Genomic DNA, 19303 nt, shown 5'->3' with positions numbered 1-19303 from the left:
CCTTAGGATGGGCCGGTGACCGACCTTTCACCCAGCATCCAGGAAACCGCGCCGGGCGTCTTTTTTGTCGAAGGACCGGCCTCGAACTGGATCGTGGTCCGCGACGGCACCGGATACATACTGGTCGACAGCGGCTATCCCGCCGACCGTGACATCGTCCTTGGCTCCATCCGTTCCCTGGGCCTGGATCCGGCGGATGCACGCGCCGTGCTGATCACACACGGCCACGTGGACCATACCGGCTCAGCGGCCTACTTCTCCGAGGCCTTCGGCACGCCCGTGCTGTGCTCCCCTGAGGAATTGGCCCACGTCCAGGGCCGCGAGAAGCACCAAGTGACCTTCGGCCAGGTGCTCGTCCGTGCCTGGCGTCCCAGGGTGTTCCGCTGGATGCTGCACGTCATCAAGGCAAAGGCCCTGCAGGCACAACCCGTCACCCGAGCCGAAGCCTGGAATCCCGCCCGTCTCCGGGTCCTGCCCGGCGCGCCCGAGGCGCTCCTGCTGCCGGGCCACACCCCCGGGAATGCGGCAATCCTTTTTCCCGCGGCAGGGTCCATCGCTGTGGGCGATTCGTTCGTCACCGCGCACCCGATCAGCCGCGCCGCCGGACCCCAGATGCTGCACAGGATGTACCACTCGGACCCGGCCGCGGCTTTGGAAGCGACCCGCCGGCTCGACGGCGTGGATGCCTCGGTGATCCTGCCAGGCCACGGCCCAGCGCTGCACATGCCGCTGGCGGCGGCCCTGGCGGAGCTGCGCGGCCAGTAGCGCACGCAGCCTCGTCCGCGCCGCCAGCTACATGTGCACGTGGAGGCGGCGTGCGGCTTCGGAAATGGACCCGGTCAGTGACGGATAGACCGTGAAGGTGCTGGCGACGTCGTCGACGTGCAGCTTCTGGGTGACCGCCACGGCAATCGGGAAGATCAGTTCCGAGGCGTTCGGACCCACCACGACGCCGCCGATCACCGTGCCGGAACCCTTGCGGGCAATGATCTTGACGAAGCCGTCCTTGGTGTTGCGCATCTTGGCGCGGGCGTTGGCGAGCAGGGACAGCATGACGACGTCGCCCTGGTACTTGCCGGATTCCAGGTCCGCCTCGGAGACACCCACGGAGGCGATCTCCGGGGAGGTGAAGATGTTGGACGCCACCTGGTGCAGCTTGATGGGGGTGACGCTGTCGCCCAGGAAGTGCGCGATGGCGATGCGGCCCTGCATGGCGGCCACGGAGGCCAGGGCGAACACGCCCGTGCAGTCGCCGGCGGCGTAGATGTTGGGGGCGGTGGTGCGGGAGACGCCGTCCACCTTGATATGCCCGGATTCGGAAAGCGCCACGCCGGCTTCCTCCAGGCCGAGCCCGGCCGTGTTCGGAATGGAGCCCACGCACACCAGGCAGTGGCTGCCGGTCACGGTGGTGCCGTCGCCGAGGGTGACCTCCACCCCGCTTTCGGTGCGCACGACGGCGTTCGCCCGGGAACGCGAGAGGACGCGCACCCCGCGGCGCTTGAAGACGTCCTCCAGCACCGCCGCGGCGTCGGTGTCCTCGCCGGGGAGCACCTGGTCGCGGCTGGAGATCAAGGTGACCTTGGAGCCGAGGCCGTTGTAGGCGGAAGCGAATTCGGCGCCGGTGACGCCGGAGCCCACCACGATCAGTTCCTCGGGCAGTTCCTCGAGGTTGTACAGCTGGGCCCAGTTCAGGATGCGTTCGCCGTCCGGCTTGGCGGTGGGCAGTTCGCGGGGGTGCGCGCCGACCGCCAGGAGGATGGCGTCGGCGGTGACAGTCCTGGTGCCGTCGATGGTGAGGACCTCGATGGTGTGGTTGTCCACGAGCTTGCCGGAGCCTATGACGATCTCCACACCGGCATGGTCCAAGGCCTCGTGGATGTCTTCGGACTGTTCGCGGGCCAGGCTGAGAAGGCGGTCGTTGATGTGACCGAGGTCCGCGCGCATGTGTGGGGCGACGTCGCCCCCGTCGACGGCGAACTTGACTCCCAACTCCCCCGCCTCGCCGACGCGGGTCATGAGGTCCGCCGTCGCGATCAGGGTCTTGGAAGGTACGACGTCGGTGAGGACGGCTGAGCCGCCGAGGCCGGCGCGCTCGATGATGGTGACCTGCGCCCCGAGGGCCGCTGCGACCATGGCGGCTTCGTAGCCACCAGGACCTCCACCAAGAATTGCAATACGGGGCGAACTGAAGTCAGGATGCATGGTCACAAAGAACAATTGTTACGCATTGCCGGGGGTGCCTGCCACTAAGCCCCGCCTGAGTGGCCTGTACCTCACTGCCCGCCGCGCCATCACCGCCCCGCCGCTGTTCAATGCCGCGGGGCTCCCTGTAGCTTGTACCAGTGAGTAACAGTGAGCTGCTTAACACCGATCCCTTCGAAGCCGCGCGGGACGCCGCGGACTACATCGCCGCGGAGACCGGCGTCGAAAGCCATGATGTTGCCCTGGTGCTCGGCTCCGGCTGGGGCGCCGCCGCGGATCTCATCGGCGACACCACCGCGACCCTCACTGCGGCCGAAGTACCCGGCTTCTCCGCACCCGCCGTCGAAGGCCACGTAGGGACAATCCGCTCGGTGCTGACCAACGAGGGCAAACGGGCCCTGGTACTCGGCGCACGCACCCACTACTACGAAGGCAAGGGCGTGCGCGCGGTGGTCCACGGTGTGCGCACCGCCGCGGCGGCCGGCTGTAAGACCCTGGTGGTGACCAACGGCTGCGGCGGCCTGAACGAAGCCTGGTCACCCGGCACCCCTGTGCTGATCAGCGACCACATCAACCTCACCGCAACCTCACCACTGGAAGGCGCAACCTTCGTTGACCTGACGGACCTGTATTCGTCCCGGATCCGCGGCCTGGCGCGCGAGGTGGATCCCACCCTGGACGAGGGCGTCTACGTCCAGTTCACCGGCCCGCACTACGAAACCCCCGCCGAGGTGCAGTTCGCCAAGCGGATCGGCGCCGACCTCGTGGGCATGTCCACCGCCCTCGAAGCCATCGCCGCCCGCCATGCGGGCATGGAGGTTTTCGGCATCTCGCTGGTCACCAACCTGGCCGCGGGCATCAGCCCTGCACCACTGAGCCACCAGGAAGTCATCGAGGCCGGAGAGGCCGCCGGCGCGCGGATCTCGAAGCTCCTCGCGGACATCATCGCCAGGCTCTGAACTCAGACCGGGCTCGTCCGGACCCTCACATCAGTCCGGACTCGTCCGGACCAGGACGGTCACCGCGTTTCCGGTTACCCCGTCCGCCGTGGCGGTGATCTCGGCGTCGCCTTCCTTGATGGCGGTGACAAGGCCCGAGCCGTCGACGGACGCGATGAGCGGCCTGCTCGAGGCCCACTCGACGTCCGAACCCGTGGTGCCGTCGCTGTAGGTCACCACGGCGCTCAACTGCACGCTTCCGCCGGGCTCGGGCTGCAGCGGGCCGGACGGCGTCACCTTGATGCTCTTCACCGTCGGGACCACCGTAAGCGTCGCTTGGCCCCGCAATATTTGCCCGCCGGCACCGGGCAGCGTGGCGACGACGGCGGTGCTTCCGATGCCGCGGGCCGTCACGAGGCCGGTGGCATCGACCTCGCCGACCGTTGAGCCCGGCGGCGAAGTTTCCCAGGTGACATTGCCGACGGTGGCGCTGCTGCCGTCCGAATAGGTGGCGACTGCCTCCAGTTGCGCCGTCTGTCCTTCTTTCAAGGTCAGCTCCGCGGGATTGACGGAGAGCGCGGTAACCACTTTCGGCGCCGGCGGAACGGTGATCACTGACGTGCCCCGCAGGCCGGCCTGCGATGCGGTGATGGTTGCCGTACCGGGCGCGACGGCGGCGGCGATCCCGGTGCCGTCGACCGCCACGATGCCGGGGTTGCTGGAGGTCCAAAGCACCGGACCGTTCAGCTTTCCCCGGGAACCATCGCTGTAGCTTCCTTCGGCCAGCAGCTGCAGGATTCCGCCCTGGTCCACGGTGGCCGTCTCCGGGGACACGTGCACGCCCGTCAGCTTCGCGCCGTCTGCTTGCACGACGAGGACCAACTGTCCTGAGACTCCTGTCAGCGTCGCCGTAAGTTCCGCGGTGCCTGCCGCGACGGCCGTCACGACGCCGGCTCCGTCCACCGTTGCGACGGCAGGGTTGCTGGACGCCCATTCCACCCCGTCTCTGAGGCGCCTGCTCGAGCCGTCGCTGTAGCGGCCCGTGGCCGTGAGGGGGATGGTGGCCGCCGGACGCAAGGACTGCGACGCAGAGGTGACGGCGATCGATTCGAGGGTCGGCGGTGGAGGCGGCATGACCGCGATGCGCCAGGCCACGAAGGCCGCCGTGAGGGCCAGGGCGGCGGCCACCGCAGCCACGCTGGCCCACATGAATTTCCGCCGCACCTGGGCCATGCCGGCGCCAACGGCGCTTGCCAGGTCCGCGGGGTGCCCGGCTGACCTGACGTCCGCTTCGTCCAGGAGCCGTTGCCTCAGTTCCCGGTTCATTTCAGGTCCTCATCCGGCGACGGTCTCTCTTCGAGCGCCGGCTTGCCGTCGGCGGAAGGACCCCGGGTCAAAGCGTGGGCCGCGGCCCACGAGCCGAGGACTTCCGCCGTCGTCCGGTCTGTCAGGCCGGCGATCTCGGCAAAGGTGAGGTTGGCAAACTCGTGCAGCACCACCACGATGCGTTCTTCCAGGGCGAGGCTGGTAAGTAGGTCCCCTTCGGGAAGTGGCCCGCGCCCCGCTCCCCGCCATATTTCATCCTTGCGGATCAGGCGGATCAGGACACACAGCGTGTACACGCGAAGCTGCGGCGTGACCGGTCCCCGCCAAGCGGCCGCTGCCTGGGACCACGCAGCCTCCAGCAACTCACGGGCGGTTTCCGGATCAGGGCACAGCAGGTGCGCGCAGTACTCCATGTCGCCCCTTTGGAGCTCGAAGACGCTGCGCAGTTCGGCCTCGCGGTCCTTGAGCGCCGGTGAAAGCTTGAAACCCGGCGACAGGCCGAACTCGATCTCCTTTACGGCCGGCAGCAGGACCGCCGCCACCAGCGTCAGCAATCCGGCGCCGATCGGAATCGCGGAGACAAGTTCCGGAAGGAGCCATCCCGCGGCGACGACAGCCACGGCCAGGACGGCCAGCACCAGGCGCAGGGGGTTCAGGGAGGCCAAGAAACGCCGTTTCGGCAATTCACACATGCTGCACCAGCTCACGATGTGTACGCGGTGCCGGCCCGGTTCAGCGGCAGATCCGCATCCACATTCTACGTCCATCGATTGGACTTCAGAAGGGCGGGCCGCGGTGCCGCCGGAGGCTGCAAATCCCCAGCTGGACCGCAGAAAACCGGGAGGCCGTCAAGTCAAACGGCACCGCAGTTAACGGTGCATGAACACTTTGAAATAAAGCAGATTTGTCCGAAACATTTGCATCGACCGGCAGGGTGTGGCACGCGCGCGATGTAGGAATGTAAGCGCTTGCGCATATTTGTCTGACATCTCGCCCCGGCGGGTCCGAACCCGCCGAAACAGGGTTTGATCCCTCCGCCGGGAACGTGCAAGCGTTGACAACGTTCCGGCGGCCTCCCCGCCGGAACGCAAACGTTGGCGGTCCCCGGACGGCCAACGCCACTCGATACGATGGCGTCCTTCGAAGGCGGCATCACCGTTATCGAGGAGCCGGAGTTGACCCCGGGCAGTTGCGCCCGGATCCGATGTCCACACTCCGCGAGAAGAGCGAAAGCATGAACTTCCAGGCCGCCTGAACGCCTGCCTCCCCCAGACCTGCGCCGGACACCCCTGTCCGACGCGGCCGGCGGCCTCCGCAGGGAGGCCGCCGGTACCCGGTCCCGCGCCGCCGCTCCCAACATCCAAGGCGTGTCCCCGCGGCAGGGACCGGTTCCAGGGCTCCGGCCCGTCTTCCACGAAATACAACTCCGCGAGAAGAGCACAAATGAGCATTCACTCAACCCCCGCACGGCCGCGGCGCCGCCTGCGGACCGCCGTGTCAGCCACGGCGGCCGCGAGCGTCGTGGCCTCCATCCTGTTGGCCTCCGCGGCCGCACAGGCGAACATCCCGGCCGATCCGCCGTCGGGCAGCATGCCGGCACCCACCGCCGGCTTCCCGCTGCCTACCGAGCACACGCAGAAGGCCTACGACCCGGCCGCCGACTTCACGGCCAAGTGGACCCGCGCGGATGCCAAGCAGATCATGGCGCAGAGCAACCCCAACGTTGCCCCCGGCGAAAACTCGATGAGCCCCGACGTCACCATGCCGGAAATCCCGGAGGACTTCCCGGCCATGAACGACGACGTGTGGGTCTGGGACACTTGGTCCCTGACCGATGAGCACGCCAACCAGATCAGCTACAAGGGCTGGGACGTCATCTTCTCGCTGGTCGCGGACCGCCACGCAGGGTACGGCTTCGACCAGCGCCACTGGAACGCCCGGATTGGCTACTTCTTCCGCAAGACCAACGCGGACCCCGCCAAGGACAAGTGGAACTACGGCGGACACCTGTTCCTGCCCAACAGCTCCATCGGCAACACCGAATGGTCCGGTTCCACCCGGCTCATGAAGGGCGACCAGGTCAACGTGTTCTACACCGCGACCACCTTCTACGACGTTGCCGAGCGCAACGCCGGCGGCGGCGGAATCGCTCCGGATGCCGTGATCGCCAAGGCCCTGGGCAACATCCACGCCGACAAGAGCGGCGTTACCTTCGACGGCTTCAAGCACACCAAGCTGCTGGAACCGGACGGAAAGATGTACCAGACCAAGGCCCAGAACCCGGGCTTCGCCTTCCGCGACCCGTACACCTTTGCCGACCCGGCCCACCCGGGCAAGACCTTCATGGTCTTCGAAGGCAACACCGGCGGCAACCGCGGCGAATACGAGTGCAAGGCCGAGGACCTCGGCTACAAGCCGGGCGACCCCCACGCCGAAAAGGTTCAGGACGTCCAGAACACCGGCGCCTACTACCAGACCGCCAACGTGGGCCTGGCTGTGGCCGAGAACAAGGACCTGACCAAGTGGAAGTTCCTGCCCCCGCTTCTCTCCGCCAACTGCGTGAACGACCAGACCGAGCGTCCGCAGATCTTCATCCAGAACGAAGACGGCAAGAACAAGTACTACCTGTTCACCATCAGCCACCAGTTCACCTACGCGGCAGGCATGCGCGGCCCTGACGGCGTCTACGGCTTCGTCGGCGACGGCATCCGTTCCGACTACCAGCCGGTGAACAACAGCGGCCTGGCCCTGGGCTCCCCGACCGACCTGAACCTGCCTGCCAACAACCCGAGCGGCACCATCTCGGGTCAGCAGAACGGCCGCCAGTTCCAGGCCTACTCGCACTACGTGCAGCCCAACGGCCTCGTCCAGTCGTTCATCGACAACGTCAACGGCGTGCGCGGCGGTTCCCTCTCCCCGACCGTGAAGATCAACTTCAAGGGCGGCGTGTCCCAGGTTGACCGCAGCTTCGGCCAGGACGGCCTCGGCCCGTTCGGCTACCTCCCCACCAACGTCCGCGTTGGCGGTGAAGGCCTCTACAAGTAGGCCGCAACAAAGCCGCGGGGCAGGCGCTGCGAACCGTCTGCCCCGCACCGCGGGGACCTCCACCACCACCGGAGGTCCCCGCACCACTTTCCACCCCCCAGGATTCCCCCATGCTTCTCCAGAACCCCTTCAAGACCCTCCGTCCCGCCCTCTGCGCGGCAGCCGCCGTCGTCGTCGCCCTGTCTGCCGGGTGCACCGGACCGAAACCCGCAACCCCGGACGCCCCGCCTGCCGTCTCTTCCGCGGCACCCTCCGCCCAGGATCCCTGGCGTCCCGCCGTCCACCTGACCGCGGAACGGAACTGGATCAACGACCCCAACGGCCTGGTGTACGAAAACGGCACCTACCACGCCTTCTACCAGCACAACCCGCACGGCAACTTCTGGGGCAACATGTCCTGGGGCCACTCCACCAGCACCGACCTCATCCATTGGACGCAGCAGCCGGTGGCCATGGAGGCGAGCGAGGCCGAGGAGATCTTCTCCGGCGCGATCGTGCTGGACAAAGAGAACGCCTCCGGTCTCGGCACCGCCGGGAACCCGCCCATGGTGGCCCTGTACACCAGCGCCTACGGCAAGGGCGGGGCACGCCCGGCCGGCGTCCAGGCCCAGTCGCTGGCCTACAGCCTGGACCACGGCAAGACCTGGCAGAAGTACAAGGGCAACCCCGTCCTGGATCTTGCCCCGAGCAACAACAACTTCCGCGACCCCAAGGTCACCTGGTACGAGCCCGGCGGCTACTGGGTGATGACCACCGTGGTGGCCGACGCCCAGGTGGTCAAGCTGTTCAAGTCCACGGACCTGCTGCACTGGGACCACCTAAGCGATTTCTCCGGAGTGGGCGCCCAAGGCGGGCTGTGGGAAGTCCCCGAACTGCTGCAAATGGACGTCGCGGGTGGCAACGGCCTGAAGAAGTGGGTCATGCTGCTGAGCATCAATCCGGGCGGGATCGCCGGCGGCTCGGGCATGCAGTACTTCGTGGGCGATTTCGACGGCCGGACCTTCACCGCGGAGAACGCCGCCAAGCCCGGGGCCCCGCTGACGGATTCCCAGTGGCTGGACTACGGCGCCGATTACTATGCCGCGAACTCGATCAGCGGCGCACCCGGCGGCAAGCCCGTGCTCCTGGGCTGGATGGGCAACTGGGACTACGCCCAGGACGTACCCACCACGCCCTGGCGCGGTGCCATGGCCGTTCCCCGTGAGCTGGAGCTGCTGCGCGACGGCGGGCGTTACGCCCTGCGTTCGGGCATCGCTGCCGCTGCTTCCGGGGCCCTCGGCGAGGCCGCCGGCGGTGAGGTCCGCCGCAGGAACCTCACCGTCGACGGCGGCGCGGAGCCGCTGGGCGGGGACTTCACCGCCCGCAGCCAGCTGCTCGACGTCGAACTCGAACCGGGAGAGGCTGCCGAGACCGGACTGGTGCTGCGCAGCTCCGCGGACGGCAGCTCGGGACTTCGGGTCTCCTACGAGCGGGCAACCGGGACCCTGAAGGTGGACCGCTCCCGTGCCGGGACCGGCAACTTCTCCCGGCTGTTCAGCCCGTACCATCAGGCCAAGGTTCCGCTGCGGGACGGGAAGCTCCGTTTGCGGATCCTGCTGGATTCCTCCTCCGTGGAGGTCTTCACGCCGGACAGTACGGTGGCCATCACGGACACCTTCTTCCCGGCCTGGGACGACACCGAAACGCTGGCATTCAGCCGCGGCGGCGCGGCGGAGGTCAGGGTCAGCTCCGCCGCACCCTGACCCCGCGTTGCCAGTTAAGAAGGCAAAACAGATAGTTTTGTACCTATGACTTCGAGCGACGCGGCCCCCGAATCGTCAAACACCGTGCAGGTGGACCAGTTGATTTCCGCAGCCCGCACCTGGGCCCGGCAGGACCCGGACCCGGTGACCGCGGCGGCGCTGGAGGAGCTTGCCGACCAGGCCGCTGAGGGAATCCCGGCGGCCCGCCAGCAGCTCGAAGACAGCTTCAACGGGACCCTGCAGTTCGGCACCGCCGGCCTCCGCGCCGCGCTCGGTCCCGGCCCGAACCGCATGAACCGAGTGGTGGTGAGGCGGGCCGCGGCAGGCTTCGCGGCGTTCCTGAACGACGCCGTGTCCGCGTCCGGCCCGGGCTCCCGGCCGCGCGTCGTCGTCGGCTACGATGCCCGCCACAACTCAGACGTCTTCGCCACGGAGTCTGCCGCCGTCTTCGCCGCCGCCGGGATCGAAACCTTCCTGATGCCCTCGGCACTGCCCACTCCGCTGCTCGCCTACGCGGTGCGGGCCCTGGACTGCGACGGCGGCGTGATGGTCACCGCGAGCCACAACCCGCCGCAGGACAACGGTTACAAGGTGTACCTTGGCGGACGCGCAGTGGAAGAGAGCGGACGCGGCGCCCAGATCGTGGCTCCCTACGATGCCCGGATCGCCGGCTACATCGAAGCGGTGGGCGGCCTGGAGGACATCGCGCTGGCCGGGGACGGCTGGACCGTACTGCCTGAGTCGATCGCCGACGACTACCGTGCCGCCGTCGTCGCCCTGGCCGATCCCGGACGTTTCCCCGCTAGGGAGCTGAAGATCGTGCTGACGCCAATGCACGGCGTGGGCGGGGACACCGCCGTCTCGGTGCTCAAGGATGCCGGGTTCCACGACGTGACGCTGGTCGAGGAACAGGCCTTGCCGGACCCGGATTTCCCCACCGTGAGCTTCCCGAACCCCGAAGAACCCGGTGCACTGGACCTCGCGCTGGCCGCCGCCGGGCGGCTCGACGCAGACATCGTGCTGGCCAACGACCCCGACGCCGACCGGGCCGCCGTCGCTGCCCGTGACCCGGAAAGCGGGGCGTGGCGGATGCTGCGCGGGGACGAAGTGGGGGCTTTGTTGGGGGCACACGTGGTGACGCGGTCGCTCGCGGGCTCCGAGCCGGTTGAGTCGCCCGGGGTCTTCGCCAACTCGATCGTGTCCTCGCGGCTGCTGGCCAGGATCGCCGCCGCTGCGGGCGCGGCCCACGAGGAAACCCTCACCGGTTTCAAGTGGATCTCCCGCGTTCCGGGCCTGGTGTACGGCTACGAAGAAGCGCTGGGTTACTGCGTGGCTCCGGAGCTGGTCCGGGACAAGGACGGAATCTCCGCGTCCCTGCTGATCGCCGAACTCGCCGCGGCGGCGAAGGCCGCGGGCCAGACGGTCTTCGACACCCTGGACGAGCTTTATCTGATGCACGGCCTGCACGCGAGCGACCAACTCAGCATCCGGGTGGCAGACCTTGGCCTGCTGGACGCCATGATGAACAGGCTGCGTTCCGATCCGCCGGAAGGGTTCGGGGGCTCCGCCGTCGAGCAGTTCACGGACCTGTCCGAAGGCAGCGAACACCTTCCGCCCACCGACGGCCTGCTGTACCTAACCCGGGACCAGAGCCGGGTCATCATCCGTCCCAGCGGCACCGAGCCGAAGCTCAAGTGCTACCTGGAAGTGATCGTTCCCGTGGAATCAGCCGCCGAACTGCCGGAAGCCCGCGCCGCGGCACGGGCTTCCCTGGACCGGATCCTCGCCGATGTGCGGGAGGCTCTGGGGCTGTAGCTACAGCTCCACCTCGACATACCCGTCAACGATCCGTGCGCCGTAGGTTGCCAGGCGGAGTTCGGGCTTGGTGAAGCATTCGCCGGTGCGCAGGTCGTAGACCTCTTTGTGCAGCGGGGAGGCGATGGTGGGGCTGCTGCCCCGGGAGCCGATGATGCCGCGGGCCATGACGTTGGCCAGGGTGGCCGGGTCCTGTTGGGCCACGGCGTAGACCTCATCGGAGGGCAGCCGGAACAGCGCGATCTGCAGGCCGTCGATGAATGCCGCCTCGCCCCAGGCCGGCTCGAGTTCATTCAGCGGGCAGACGCGGTGCCAGCCGGCCGCAGGGGCGGTGCGTGTTTCGCGTTCCAGGACTACCGTCATGATCTTTTCCTCTCGCCTTGCCGGGTTTGCTGCGGGATAAGAAAAAGCTAGGCCCGGGACGTTTCACCGGAAGGCCCGCCGTGTGTCCGGCACGTAAAAGAGTGCTCACGGCGCTCGAAATCCAAGCGTGACCCAGAAGTTAAACCCACGAAACAATCGGGAAACTGAGGCGAAACTGGCCATCCCTACGCTGGGATGACCAGCTGCGGAGCACCACATTCCGCGACATCTGCGAAAGGCCAGCAATGACCGGATCCACCCACGCCCCAGAGACCCGGCGCATCGTCGTCGCCGGAGGCGGCCCCGCCGCCCACCGCTTCGCGGATGCCATGCATACCCGCGGTCTCGAGGGCTGGCATCTGACGGTCCTTGCCGAGGAAGTCCACCTCCCCTACGACCGCGTCGCCCTGAGCAAGGCCCTAAGCGACATGGAGTACGACCTGACCATGGGCGACACCGCCATGTGGGACCACGAATCGATCACGCTGCGCACCGGCGAGCGGGTCATCTCGGTGGACACCGGCGCTCAGACGGTCACCACGTCCACGGGTGCCAGCTACCCTTACGACCATTTGGTGGTGGCCACCGGCTCCGATGCTGCGAAGCTTCCCTTCCCCGGCGGCGAGCTGGCCCACGTCTACCGCACGCTGGACGACGTCTGGACCATCAACAAAACCGTTGCCGAACTCGGCGCCACGCTGGGTCGGAAGGTCCGCACCGTGACCATCGGCGGCGGGCTGCTCGGCCTGGAGGCAGCGGCCGGAACCATGGAACTCGGCGCCGAGGCAGCGATCGTCAACGGCTCCCGCTGGCTCATGAACGCGCAGCTGGACGAAGGCGCCGGCCAGGCGCTCGGCCGGCTGGTCGCCGCCAAGGGCCTGGAAGTCCACACCGGCAGCTACCCGGCCGAAATCCTCTCCGACGACGCCGGCCAGGTCACCGGCGTGCTGCTGAAGAATGGCACGGTCATCCCGGCGGACATGGTGATCGCCTCGATCGGCATCCGTCCCCGCGACGAACTGTTCCGCGATGCGGACGGTACCGCTCCCGACGGCGGGTCTCCCCTTTTCGAGCTCGGCCCCAAGGGCGGTGTGGTCATCAACAATCACTGCCGCACCGCCGTCGGGAACGTCTGGGCGATCGGGGAGGTGGCCAACTTCGGCGGCATGTGCATGGGTCTGGTGGCTCCGGCGAACACGATGGCCGAGATCGTGGCGGACCGCCTGCACGGCGGACAGGCGACCTTCCCCGGCTTTGACACCGCCACCAAGCTCAAGCTCTCCGGCGTGGACGTGGCCAGCTTCGGCGACGCCTTCGCCAAGACCGAGCACGCCCTGGAAATCGTCTACGCCGACCCCGCCCGCGGCGTCTACCAGAAAATCGTCACCACCGATGATGCGAAGACGCTGCTGGGCGGCATCTTCGTGGGCGACGCCACCCCGTACATGAGCCTGCGCCCGCTGCTGGGCCGTGAACTTCCGGCCGAACCCGGTGCGTTCCTCAGCGCGGCCGGCGGCGGCGAGGCCCCGGAAACCGAACTGCCCGACGACGCGATCCTGTGCTCCTGCAACAACGTCGCCGCGGGCTCCATCCGCGATGCCATCAACGGCTGCGGCTCCTGCGAGGGCAACACCCCCGTCCAGGACCTGGGCGAACTGAAGAGCTGCTCCCGGGCCGGAACCCAGTGCGGCTCCTGCGTGCCGATGCTCAAGAAGCTGCTCGAAGGCGAACTGAAGAAGTCCGGCGTCGAGGTTTCCAAGGCCCTGTGCGAGCACATCAGCCTCTCCCGCCAGGAACTGTTCGAAACCATCCGCATCCTGGAACTGACCTCCTTCGAAGAAATCATGGCCAAATACGGCACCGGCGCCGGCTGCGACATCTGCAAACCCACCATCGCCAACATCCTGGCCAGCCAGAACAGCGCCTACGTCCTGGACGCCGGCCGCGGCACCCTGCAGGACACCAACGACCGCGCCCTGGCCAACATGCAGAAGGACGGCACCTACTCGGTGGTGCCGCGCATCGCCGGCGGCGAGATCACTCCGCAGAAGCTCGGCGTGATCGCGGCCGTCGCGGAAAAGTACGGCCTGTACACGAAGATCACCGGCGGGCAGCGGATCGACATGTTCGGCGCCCGGCTCGAACAGCTCCCGGAAATCTGGAAGGAACTGGTCGATGCCGGCTTCGAGTCCGGCCAGGCGTACGGCAAGAGCCTGCGCACTGTGAAATCCTGCGTCGGCTCCACCTGGTGCCGTTACGGCGTGCAGGATTCCGTGGCCATGGCCGTGAACCTGGAACTGCGCTACCGCGGCCTGCGCAGCCCGCACAAGCTCAAAATGGGCGTGTCCGGTTGTGCCCGCGAATGCGCCGAAGCCCGCGGCAAGGACGTGGGCGTGATCGCCACCGCCGACGGCTGGAACCTCTACGTCGGAGGCAACGGCGGCGCCACCCCCGCCCACGCGCAGCTCCTGGCCAAGGACCTGGACGATGACACCCTCATCAAGTACATCGACCGCTACTTCATGTACTACATCCGCACCGCCGACCGCCTCCAGCGAACCGCCCGCTGGCAGGAAGAACTCGAGGGCGGCCTGGAGCACGTCCGCCAGGTCGTGGTAGAGGATTCCCTGGGCATCGCCGAGGACCTCGAGGCCGCCATGGCCAAGCACGTGGACACCTACGTGGACGAATGGGCAGACACCCTCAAGGATCCTGAGCGCCTGCGCCGCTTCCGCTCCTTCGTCAACGCCCCCGACCAGAAGGACGACTCCATCACCTTCGTCCCGGACGAGCGCGGCCAGATCCGCCCGGCCACCAACGAGGAAAAGGGCAGCGTACTCATCGCGTCCACCATCCCCGTCCGCTCCACCAACGGAAGCGAGAACTGACCATGCAGCTCAGCATCGACCTCACCGGCCGTGACGTCCTGGTCACGGGATCCGAAACTGCCGCCCGCCAGGCGGTCCGCCGCTACGAGGCAGCGGGTGCGAAAGTCTTCCGCCTGACCGTTCCCGAGGGAGCCGCCGGCGACGGTCCGCTGCCCGAGCACCCCTTCCTGATCGCCGCCGTCGACGACGGCCAACCGGGCTGGGAGCCGCTGCTGCGGCGTGCAGGGGAAGCCGGCATCCCGGTGGCCGTCGAGCCGGCCGCGGGCGCTGCGGGCCACGTGACGCTGGTCGGCGGCGGCCCCGGTACCCCGGACCTCCTCACCGTCGGTGCCGTCAACGCCCTGCGGGACGCCGACGTCGTCTTCTACGACCGTCTGGCCCCCTACCAGGAACTGGAGCGGCTCAGCAGCGGCCGGCTGGTGGACGTCGGCAAGCAGCCCGGCCACCACAAGGTCACCCAGTGCGACATCGAAAAGCTCATGGTCGAGGCCGCCCTGGCCGGCGAGAACGTGGTGCGCCTCAAGGGCGGTGACCCGTTCGTGTTCGGCCGCGGCGGCGAGGAAGTGGCCGCCTGCGTGGCCGCCGGTGTCCCGGTGAACGTTATTTCGGGCGTCACCAGCGCCATCTCCGTCCCCGCAGCCGCCGGCATTCCCGTGACGCACCGCGAAGTGAGCCACATGTTCACGGTGGTGTCCGGCCACGCCCCGCTGACCGAAGACGAGCACACCCACCTGGCGGGCCTGGGCGGCACCATCGTGGTGCTGATGGGCATCGGCACGCTGCCCCAGCTGGCGGCCGGCCTGCGCCGCGCCGGGATGCGCGCGGACATGCCGATGGCTGTCGTCGAACGGGGCTACCGTCCCGGTCAGCGGACCACCATCGCCGAACTCGGTACGATCGAAAATGCGGCCGCGGGCTGCAGCAATCCGGCCGTCCTGGTCATCGGCGAGGTGGTCGGGGTGGCAATGGCCAGCCGCAATCATGCCGCTGCCTCCGCTGACCTGAACCGCCTCGCGGCTTCGCTCCTTGAAGCCTGAAGGGACCCACATGAGCACCACGTCCACCATGACCGCCGACGGAGCCGCGATTAACACGCCCGTGGAGGAAAACACGCCGCTTGCCGCCGTCGAATCCGCCGCAGACACCCCGCTGGACGGCTTCCTGATCGGTGTGACATCGCACCGCCGTTCCCGCGACCTGATCGAAGCCCTCGAACGGCGCGGCGCCGAGGTGCTGCACGCCCCCGCGCTGAAAATCGCTCCGGTGCAGGAGGACACTGCGCTCATCGAGGACACCAAGACCATCATCGAAGCGCGCCCGGACATCTGCATCGCCACCACCGCCTACGGCATGCGCCGCTGGTGCGAGGCCGCGGACTCCTTTGGCATCGGCGAACAGTTGCTTGAGGTGCTCTCGGCCACCCGCATGTTCGTCCGTGGCCCCAAGGCCCGCGGTGCCGTCCGCGCGGCCGGCCTGGCCGACGTCGGGATCAGCAGCGACGAAACCACCGCCACCCTGGTGGACATGCTGCTCCACGAGGGTGTGCGCGGCAAGACGGTGGCCGTCCAGTTGCACGGTTACACGGATTTCCGCCAACTCGAACGGCTGCGCATGTCCGGCGCGAAAGTCCTGACCGTCACCCCGTACCGCTGGGTGAAGCCGGACGGCAGCGACAAGCTTCCGCGCCTGATCGAGGCCGCCTGCGGCGGCAAGCTGGACGTGCTCACCTTCACGAGCGCCCCCGCCGTCGACGCGCTGTGGAGCACGGCCCACGAGATGGGCATGTACCAGCAGCTGATCGAGGCGCTCAGGACGCAGGTGACCGTGGCCGCCGTCGGGCCCGTGACCGCCCAGCCGCTGCTCGACGCCGGGCTGTCGCCCCTGATCCCGGACCGTTACCGCATGGGGGCGCTGATCCGCCTGGTCACCGAGCACCTGGCCCTGAACCACGTGCGCCGCCTGGCAACCAAGGCCGGGGACGTGGAGCTGCGTGGCCGCTGCCTGAAGATCAACGGCGACGTGGTGGACCTTGCCCCCGCTCCCCTGCTGCTCCTGCGGGCCCTGCTCGGGGCCGGCGGCGCGGTGCTCTCCCGCGAGTCGCTCTCGGAACTGCTGGAACTGCGCGGCTCCGTGCACGCCCTGGACATGACGGTGAGCCGGCTGCGCTCCGCCCTGCCGGACGGAAGCCTCGTGGAAACCGTAGTGAAACGGGGCTATCGCCTGCGCGTCTAGGCGCTGTTCCGGCAATTACTCCAAGGCATGGACAGATTGCGCGGCCGGTGGGAACATGTCGCTATATTCCGCAGCTGCTCCTAAGGAACGGCCATGACTTTGCCGGGGAAGTATCAACAGGATGACCCTTCCGGACCTGATTCCGGGGGCGCGCCCGAAACCGTTGACGCCGTGGTGGTGGGCACCGGATTCGGCGGTTCGGTGGCGGCCCTGCGCCTGGCCGAAGCCGGCAAATCCGTGGTGGTCATGGAGCGCGGAAAGGCCTATCCGCCCGGCAGCTTCGCACGAAGCCCGGCGGAAATGGGCCGGAATTTCTGGGACCCGGACCGCGGGCTCTACGGCCTCTTCGATGCCTGGACCTTCCGCGGCACCGAAGGCCTCGTCTCCAGCGGGCTGGGCGGCGGCTCGCTGATTTACGCGAACGTGCTGCTGCGCAAGGACCCCAAGTGGTTCGTCAAGGAATCCCCGGTGCCCGGCGGCGGCTACGAGAACTGGCCCTTCAGCTACGAAGACCTGGAGCCTTTCTACAAGGACGCCGAGGACATGCTGCAGCCCGTCCCGTATCCGTACCGGGACACCCCCAAGACCATGGCCATGGAAGCCAGCGCCGCCGCCCTGGGGCTGGCCATCAAGCGGCCGCCGATCGCCGTCACCTTCACCACCGCCCCCGGCGCGGAGCCCGGCACCAACCAGCCGCTGGCCGCCGCACCCTACGGCAGCGTCCACGGCGAGCGCGCCGTCCGGACCACTTGCACCCTCTGCGGCGAATGCGACCTCGGCTGCAACTCCGGGGCCAAGAACTCCCTGGACCACACCTACCTCTCCGCGGCACAGCGGGCGGGCGCCGATCTCCGCACCCTGCACGACGTGCGCGGCATCCGGCCGCTCGGCGGCACCGGCTCCGGCACCGGCTACGAGGTCCGCTACGTGGTGCACGATCCGGAGAACCCCGAGGCTCCGTTGCTTGAGCGGATCATCCGCTGCCGGCACCTGATCCTCGGCGCAGGGACCTTCGGCAGCAACTTCCTGCTCTTGCGCAACCGGGCCTCCCTGCCAGCGCTCAGCGAAACCCTCGGCAGCCGGTTCAGCGGCAACGGCGACCTGCTGACCTTCGTCATGGGCGCCAAGATCCACAACGAAGGCAAGGTACCGGCAACCCGCACCCTCTCCGGAAGCCGTGGGCCCGTCATCACCACCGCCATCCGGGTGCCGGACACCGAGGACGGCGGCAGCGGGCGCGGCTATTACGTCGAAGACGCCGGTTATCCGGCTTTCATGAACTGGCTGATCGAGACCGGGCAGCTGGGCCGGGTGGTCCGCAGGACCGCCCGGGTGGCCGGCCAGTTGCTCAAGGACCGGCTTTTCGAGGCCCGCCGTTCCAACATCTCCGCCGACCTCGCCGCGGCACTGGGCGACGGCAGCCTCTCGGCCAGTTCGCTGCCGCTGCTGGGCATGGGCCGTGATGTCCCGGATGGCGTGCTAAGCCTCCAGGATGGCCGGCTCGCCGTGGACTGGACACTCGCCACCTCCACGGGGTACTTCGGCCGGGTCCGCAAGACCATGGCGGACATCGCCGGCGAACTGGGCGGCGACTTCGTGGACAACCCGCTCTGGTGGGCCAAACGTGTCATCACGGTGCACCCCATCGGCGGCGCCCCGGCCGGGAGGAACCCTGCGGAGGGCGTAGTCGATTCCTACGGCGAGGTGTTCGGCTACCCGGGAATGTTCGTGGTGGACGGCGCCGCCATGCCGGGCCCGGTGGGCGCCAACCCGTCCCTGACCATCGCGGCGTTCGCCGAGCGTGCCTGCCGCCGTCTGCTGGAAGGCGCCCGGCCCGCCGCCCGCGGGATCGCACCGGAGTCACAGCACGACGGCGGCCCGGTCACGTCCGTACGGGACGCGCCGGCGACGTCCGTACGGGAGGCGCCCGGCGCCGTCGTCGACTCCCCTGCGGAGTCCTTGCGCCTCCTGGCACCGGATGCCACGAAGGGAAAGGCCGCCAAGCCCGAACGGCCGGCCGCGCCAAAGCCGGCGGCGACAACGCGGGGATTGGCACCGGGCATGGCCAAAGCGGACACCGACGCCTCCGCCACCTCCGTCAGTTTCACGGAACAGATGCACGGCTGGTTCAGTCCCGGGCAGTCCGATCCCGCCAAGGGCCACGCCCTTGGCCGGGACCGGGACCGCAGGATCATGTTCGAACTGACCATCACAGCCCCGGACATCGACGCTTTCGTGGCCGACCCCCTGCACCGGGCCACGGCCGAAGGCTACGTGCTGGCGGACCAGTTCGGCGGCCGGATGCCGGTGGAGCAGGGCTGGTTCAAGCAGTTCGTGACGGACACCTCCCCGGACGCACGGCCGGCCCGGCGCATGCTTTACCGCCTGTGGCTGCGCGATCCGGGCGGCACACCTCTCACGTTCACCGGCTTCAAGCTCATCCATAACGAGGCAGGGCTGGATTCCTGGGCGGACACCACCACCCTGTACGCCACGGTGGTGCGCGGTCATGTCCCGCCCCCTGATCCCGGCCGGCCGCCGGCAGCCGAATGGGCGCCCCCGGATCCCGCCGCGGTGGCGGGGTCGGGCATCCTGCGCATCCGCCCGCTGGACTTCGCCAGGCAGCTCACCACCTTCCGGGCGGTGGGCCCGGCCCCGCTGCCGGCGCTTGCAAGCTTTGGGAACTTCTTCCTCGGGGAGCTCTGGAAGGTCTACGGCAACCGGGTGTCGCGGATCCGGCGATGAAGCGCCT

13 protein-coding genes are annotated in these 19303 nt (G+C 68.3%); 9 read left to right on the top strand and 4 right to left on the bottom strand.

What is annotated here, in order from left to right; genetic code table 11:
- Positions 1–15 precede the first annotated feature (15 nt).
- Positions 16–765 (top strand): MBL fold metallo-hydrolase, encoded by a 750-nt coding sequence (locus tag BLP88_RS02135; RefSeq protein ID WP_074586470.1) that lies wholly within the window; start codon positions 16–18, stop codon positions 763–765.
- 27 nt (positions 766–792) lie between these two features.
- On the opposite strand, the gene BLP88_RS02130 is transcribed toward BLP88_RS02135, so the two are convergent.
- On the bottom strand, positions 793–2208 hold the full coding sequence (locus BLP88_RS02130; protein WP_074586652.1) for an NAD(P)H-quinone dehydrogenase: 1416 nt from the start codon (positions 2206–2208) through the stop codon (positions 793–795).
- A 134-nt stretch (positions 2209–2342) separates the two neighbouring features.
- Between BLP88_RS02130 and BLP88_RS02125 the strand changes: the two genes are divergently transcribed.
- Positions 2343–3161 (top strand): purine-nucleoside phosphorylase, encoded by an 819-nt coding sequence (locus BLP88_RS02125; RefSeq protein WP_074586469.1) that lies wholly within the window; start codon positions 2343–2345, stop codon positions 3159–3161.
- 30 nt (positions 3162–3191) lie between these two features.
- Here BLP88_RS02125 and BLP88_RS02120 read toward each other — a convergent pair whose 3' ends face one another.
- Together BLP88_RS02120 and BLP88_RS02115 are read right to left on the bottom strand one after the other, a co-directional pair.
- On the bottom strand, positions 3192–4466 hold the full coding sequence (locus BLP88_RS02120; protein WP_074586466.1) for an Ig-like domain-containing protein: 1275 nt from the start codon (positions 4464–4466) through the stop codon (positions 3192–3194).
- A complete protein-coding gene (locus tag BLP88_RS02115) occupies positions 4463–5131 on the bottom strand; it encodes a hypothetical protein (protein ID WP_074586465.1) in 669 nt (222 codons plus the stop codon). Before BLP88_RS02115 ends, BLP88_RS02120 begins: the two co-directional genes overlap by 4 nt.
- 778 nt (positions 5132–5909) lie before the next feature.
- Between BLP88_RS02115 and BLP88_RS02110 the strand changes: the two genes are divergently transcribed.
- The 3 genes from BLP88_RS02110 (at position 5910) to BLP88_RS02100 (ending at position 11068) form a co-directional block, all read left to right on the top strand.
- A complete protein-coding gene (locus BLP88_RS02110) occupies positions 5910–7511 on the top strand; it encodes a glycoside hydrolase family 68 protein (RefSeq protein WP_139163270.1) in 1602 nt (533 codons plus the stop codon).
- A 110-nt stretch (positions 7512–7621) separates the two neighbouring features.
- On the top strand, positions 7622–9253 hold the full coding sequence (locus tag BLP88_RS02105) for a glycoside hydrolase family 32 protein (RefSeq protein WP_074586464.1): 1632 nt from the start codon (positions 7622–7624) through the stop codon (positions 9251–9253).
- A gap of 45 nt (positions 9254–9298) precedes the next feature.
- Positions 9299–11068: a phospho-sugar mutase gene (locus tag BLP88_RS02100; protein ID WP_074586463.1), complete on the top strand. Its 1770-nt coding sequence runs from the start codon at positions 9299–9301 to the stop codon at positions 11066–11068.
- Here the strand turns inward: BLP88_RS02100 and nirD are convergent, their stop codons facing one another.
- Positions 11069–11431, bottom strand: coding sequence for a nitrite reductase small subunit NirD (gene nirD, locus BLP88_RS02095; protein WP_074586462.1), 363 nt, complete (start codon positions 11429–11431; stop codon positions 11069–11071).
- A gap of 245 nt (positions 11432–11676) precedes the next feature.
- Here nirD and nirB point away from each other — a divergent pair, with 245 nt between their 5' ends.
- The 4 genes from nirB (at position 11677) to BLP88_RS02075 (ending at position 19296) form a co-directional block, all read left to right on the top strand.
- Entirely contained in the window at positions 11677–14319 is a 2643-nt protein-coding gene (nirB, locus tag BLP88_RS02090) for a nitrite reductase large subunit NirB (protein WP_074586461.1), read from the top strand.
- 2 nt (positions 14320–14321) lie between these two features.
- The gene (gene cobA, locus BLP88_RS02085) at positions 14322–15356 is read left to right on the top strand and encodes a uroporphyrinogen-III C-methyltransferase (RefSeq protein ID WP_074586460.1); all 1035 of its coding nucleotides are present in this window, start codon (positions 14322–14324) and stop codon (positions 15354–15356) included.
- Between the two features lie 28 nt (positions 15357–15384).
- A complete protein-coding gene (locus BLP88_RS02080; RefSeq protein WP_074586649.1) occupies positions 15385–16551 on the top strand; it encodes a uroporphyrinogen-III synthase in 1167 nt (388 codons plus the stop codon).
- A gap of 93 nt (positions 16552–16644) precedes the next feature.
- On the top strand, positions 16645–19296 hold the full coding sequence (locus tag BLP88_RS02075) for a GMC family oxidoreductase (RefSeq protein ID WP_084110689.1): 2652 nt from the start codon (positions 16645–16647) through the stop codon (positions 19294–19296).
- Positions 19297–19303: the final 7 nt, after the last annotated feature.

Source organism: Arthrobacter cupressi, from assembly GCF_900099975.1.
In the GTDB taxonomy this organism is placed as follows: Bacteria; Actinomycetota; Actinomycetes; order Actinomycetales; family Micrococcaceae; genus Arthrobacter; species Arthrobacter cupressi.
This window is presented reverse-complemented; position numbering and strand designations above follow the sequence as displayed.

Coding starts and splice junctions, on each gene's coding strand:
- BLP88_RS02105 (WP_074586464.1), top strand. CDS start 7,622: ATGCTTCTCCAGAACCCCTTCAAGACCCTCCGTCCCGCCCTCTGCGCG.
- nirD (WP_074586462.1), bottom strand. CDS start 11,431: ATGACGGTAGTCCTGGAACGCGAAACACGCACCGCCCCTGCGGCCGGC.
- cobA (WP_074586460.1), top strand. CDS start 14,322: ATGCAGCTCAGCATCGACCTCACCGGCCGTGACGTCCTGGTCACGGGA.
- nirB (WP_074586461.1), top strand. CDS start 11,677: ATGACCGGATCCACCCACGCCCCAGAGACCCGGCGCATCGTCGTCGCC.
- BLP88_RS02100 (WP_074586463.1), top strand. CDS start 9,299: ATGACTTCGAGCGACGCGGCCCCCGAATCGTCAAACACCGTGCAGGTG.
- BLP88_RS02075 (WP_084110689.1), top strand. CDS start 16,645: ATGACTTTGCCGGGGAAGTATCAACAGGATGACCCTTCCGGACCTGAT.
- BLP88_RS02080 (WP_074586649.1), top strand. CDS start 15,385: ATGACCGCCGACGGAGCCGCGATTAACACGCCCGTGGAGGAAAACACG.
- BLP88_RS02110 (WP_139163270.1), top strand. CDS start 5,910: ATGAGCATTCACTCAACCCCCGCACGGCCGCGGCGCCGCCTGCGGACC.
- BLP88_RS02120 (WP_074586466.1), bottom strand. CDS start 4,466: ATGAACCGGGAACTGAGGCAACGGCTCCTGGACGAAGCGGACGTCAGG.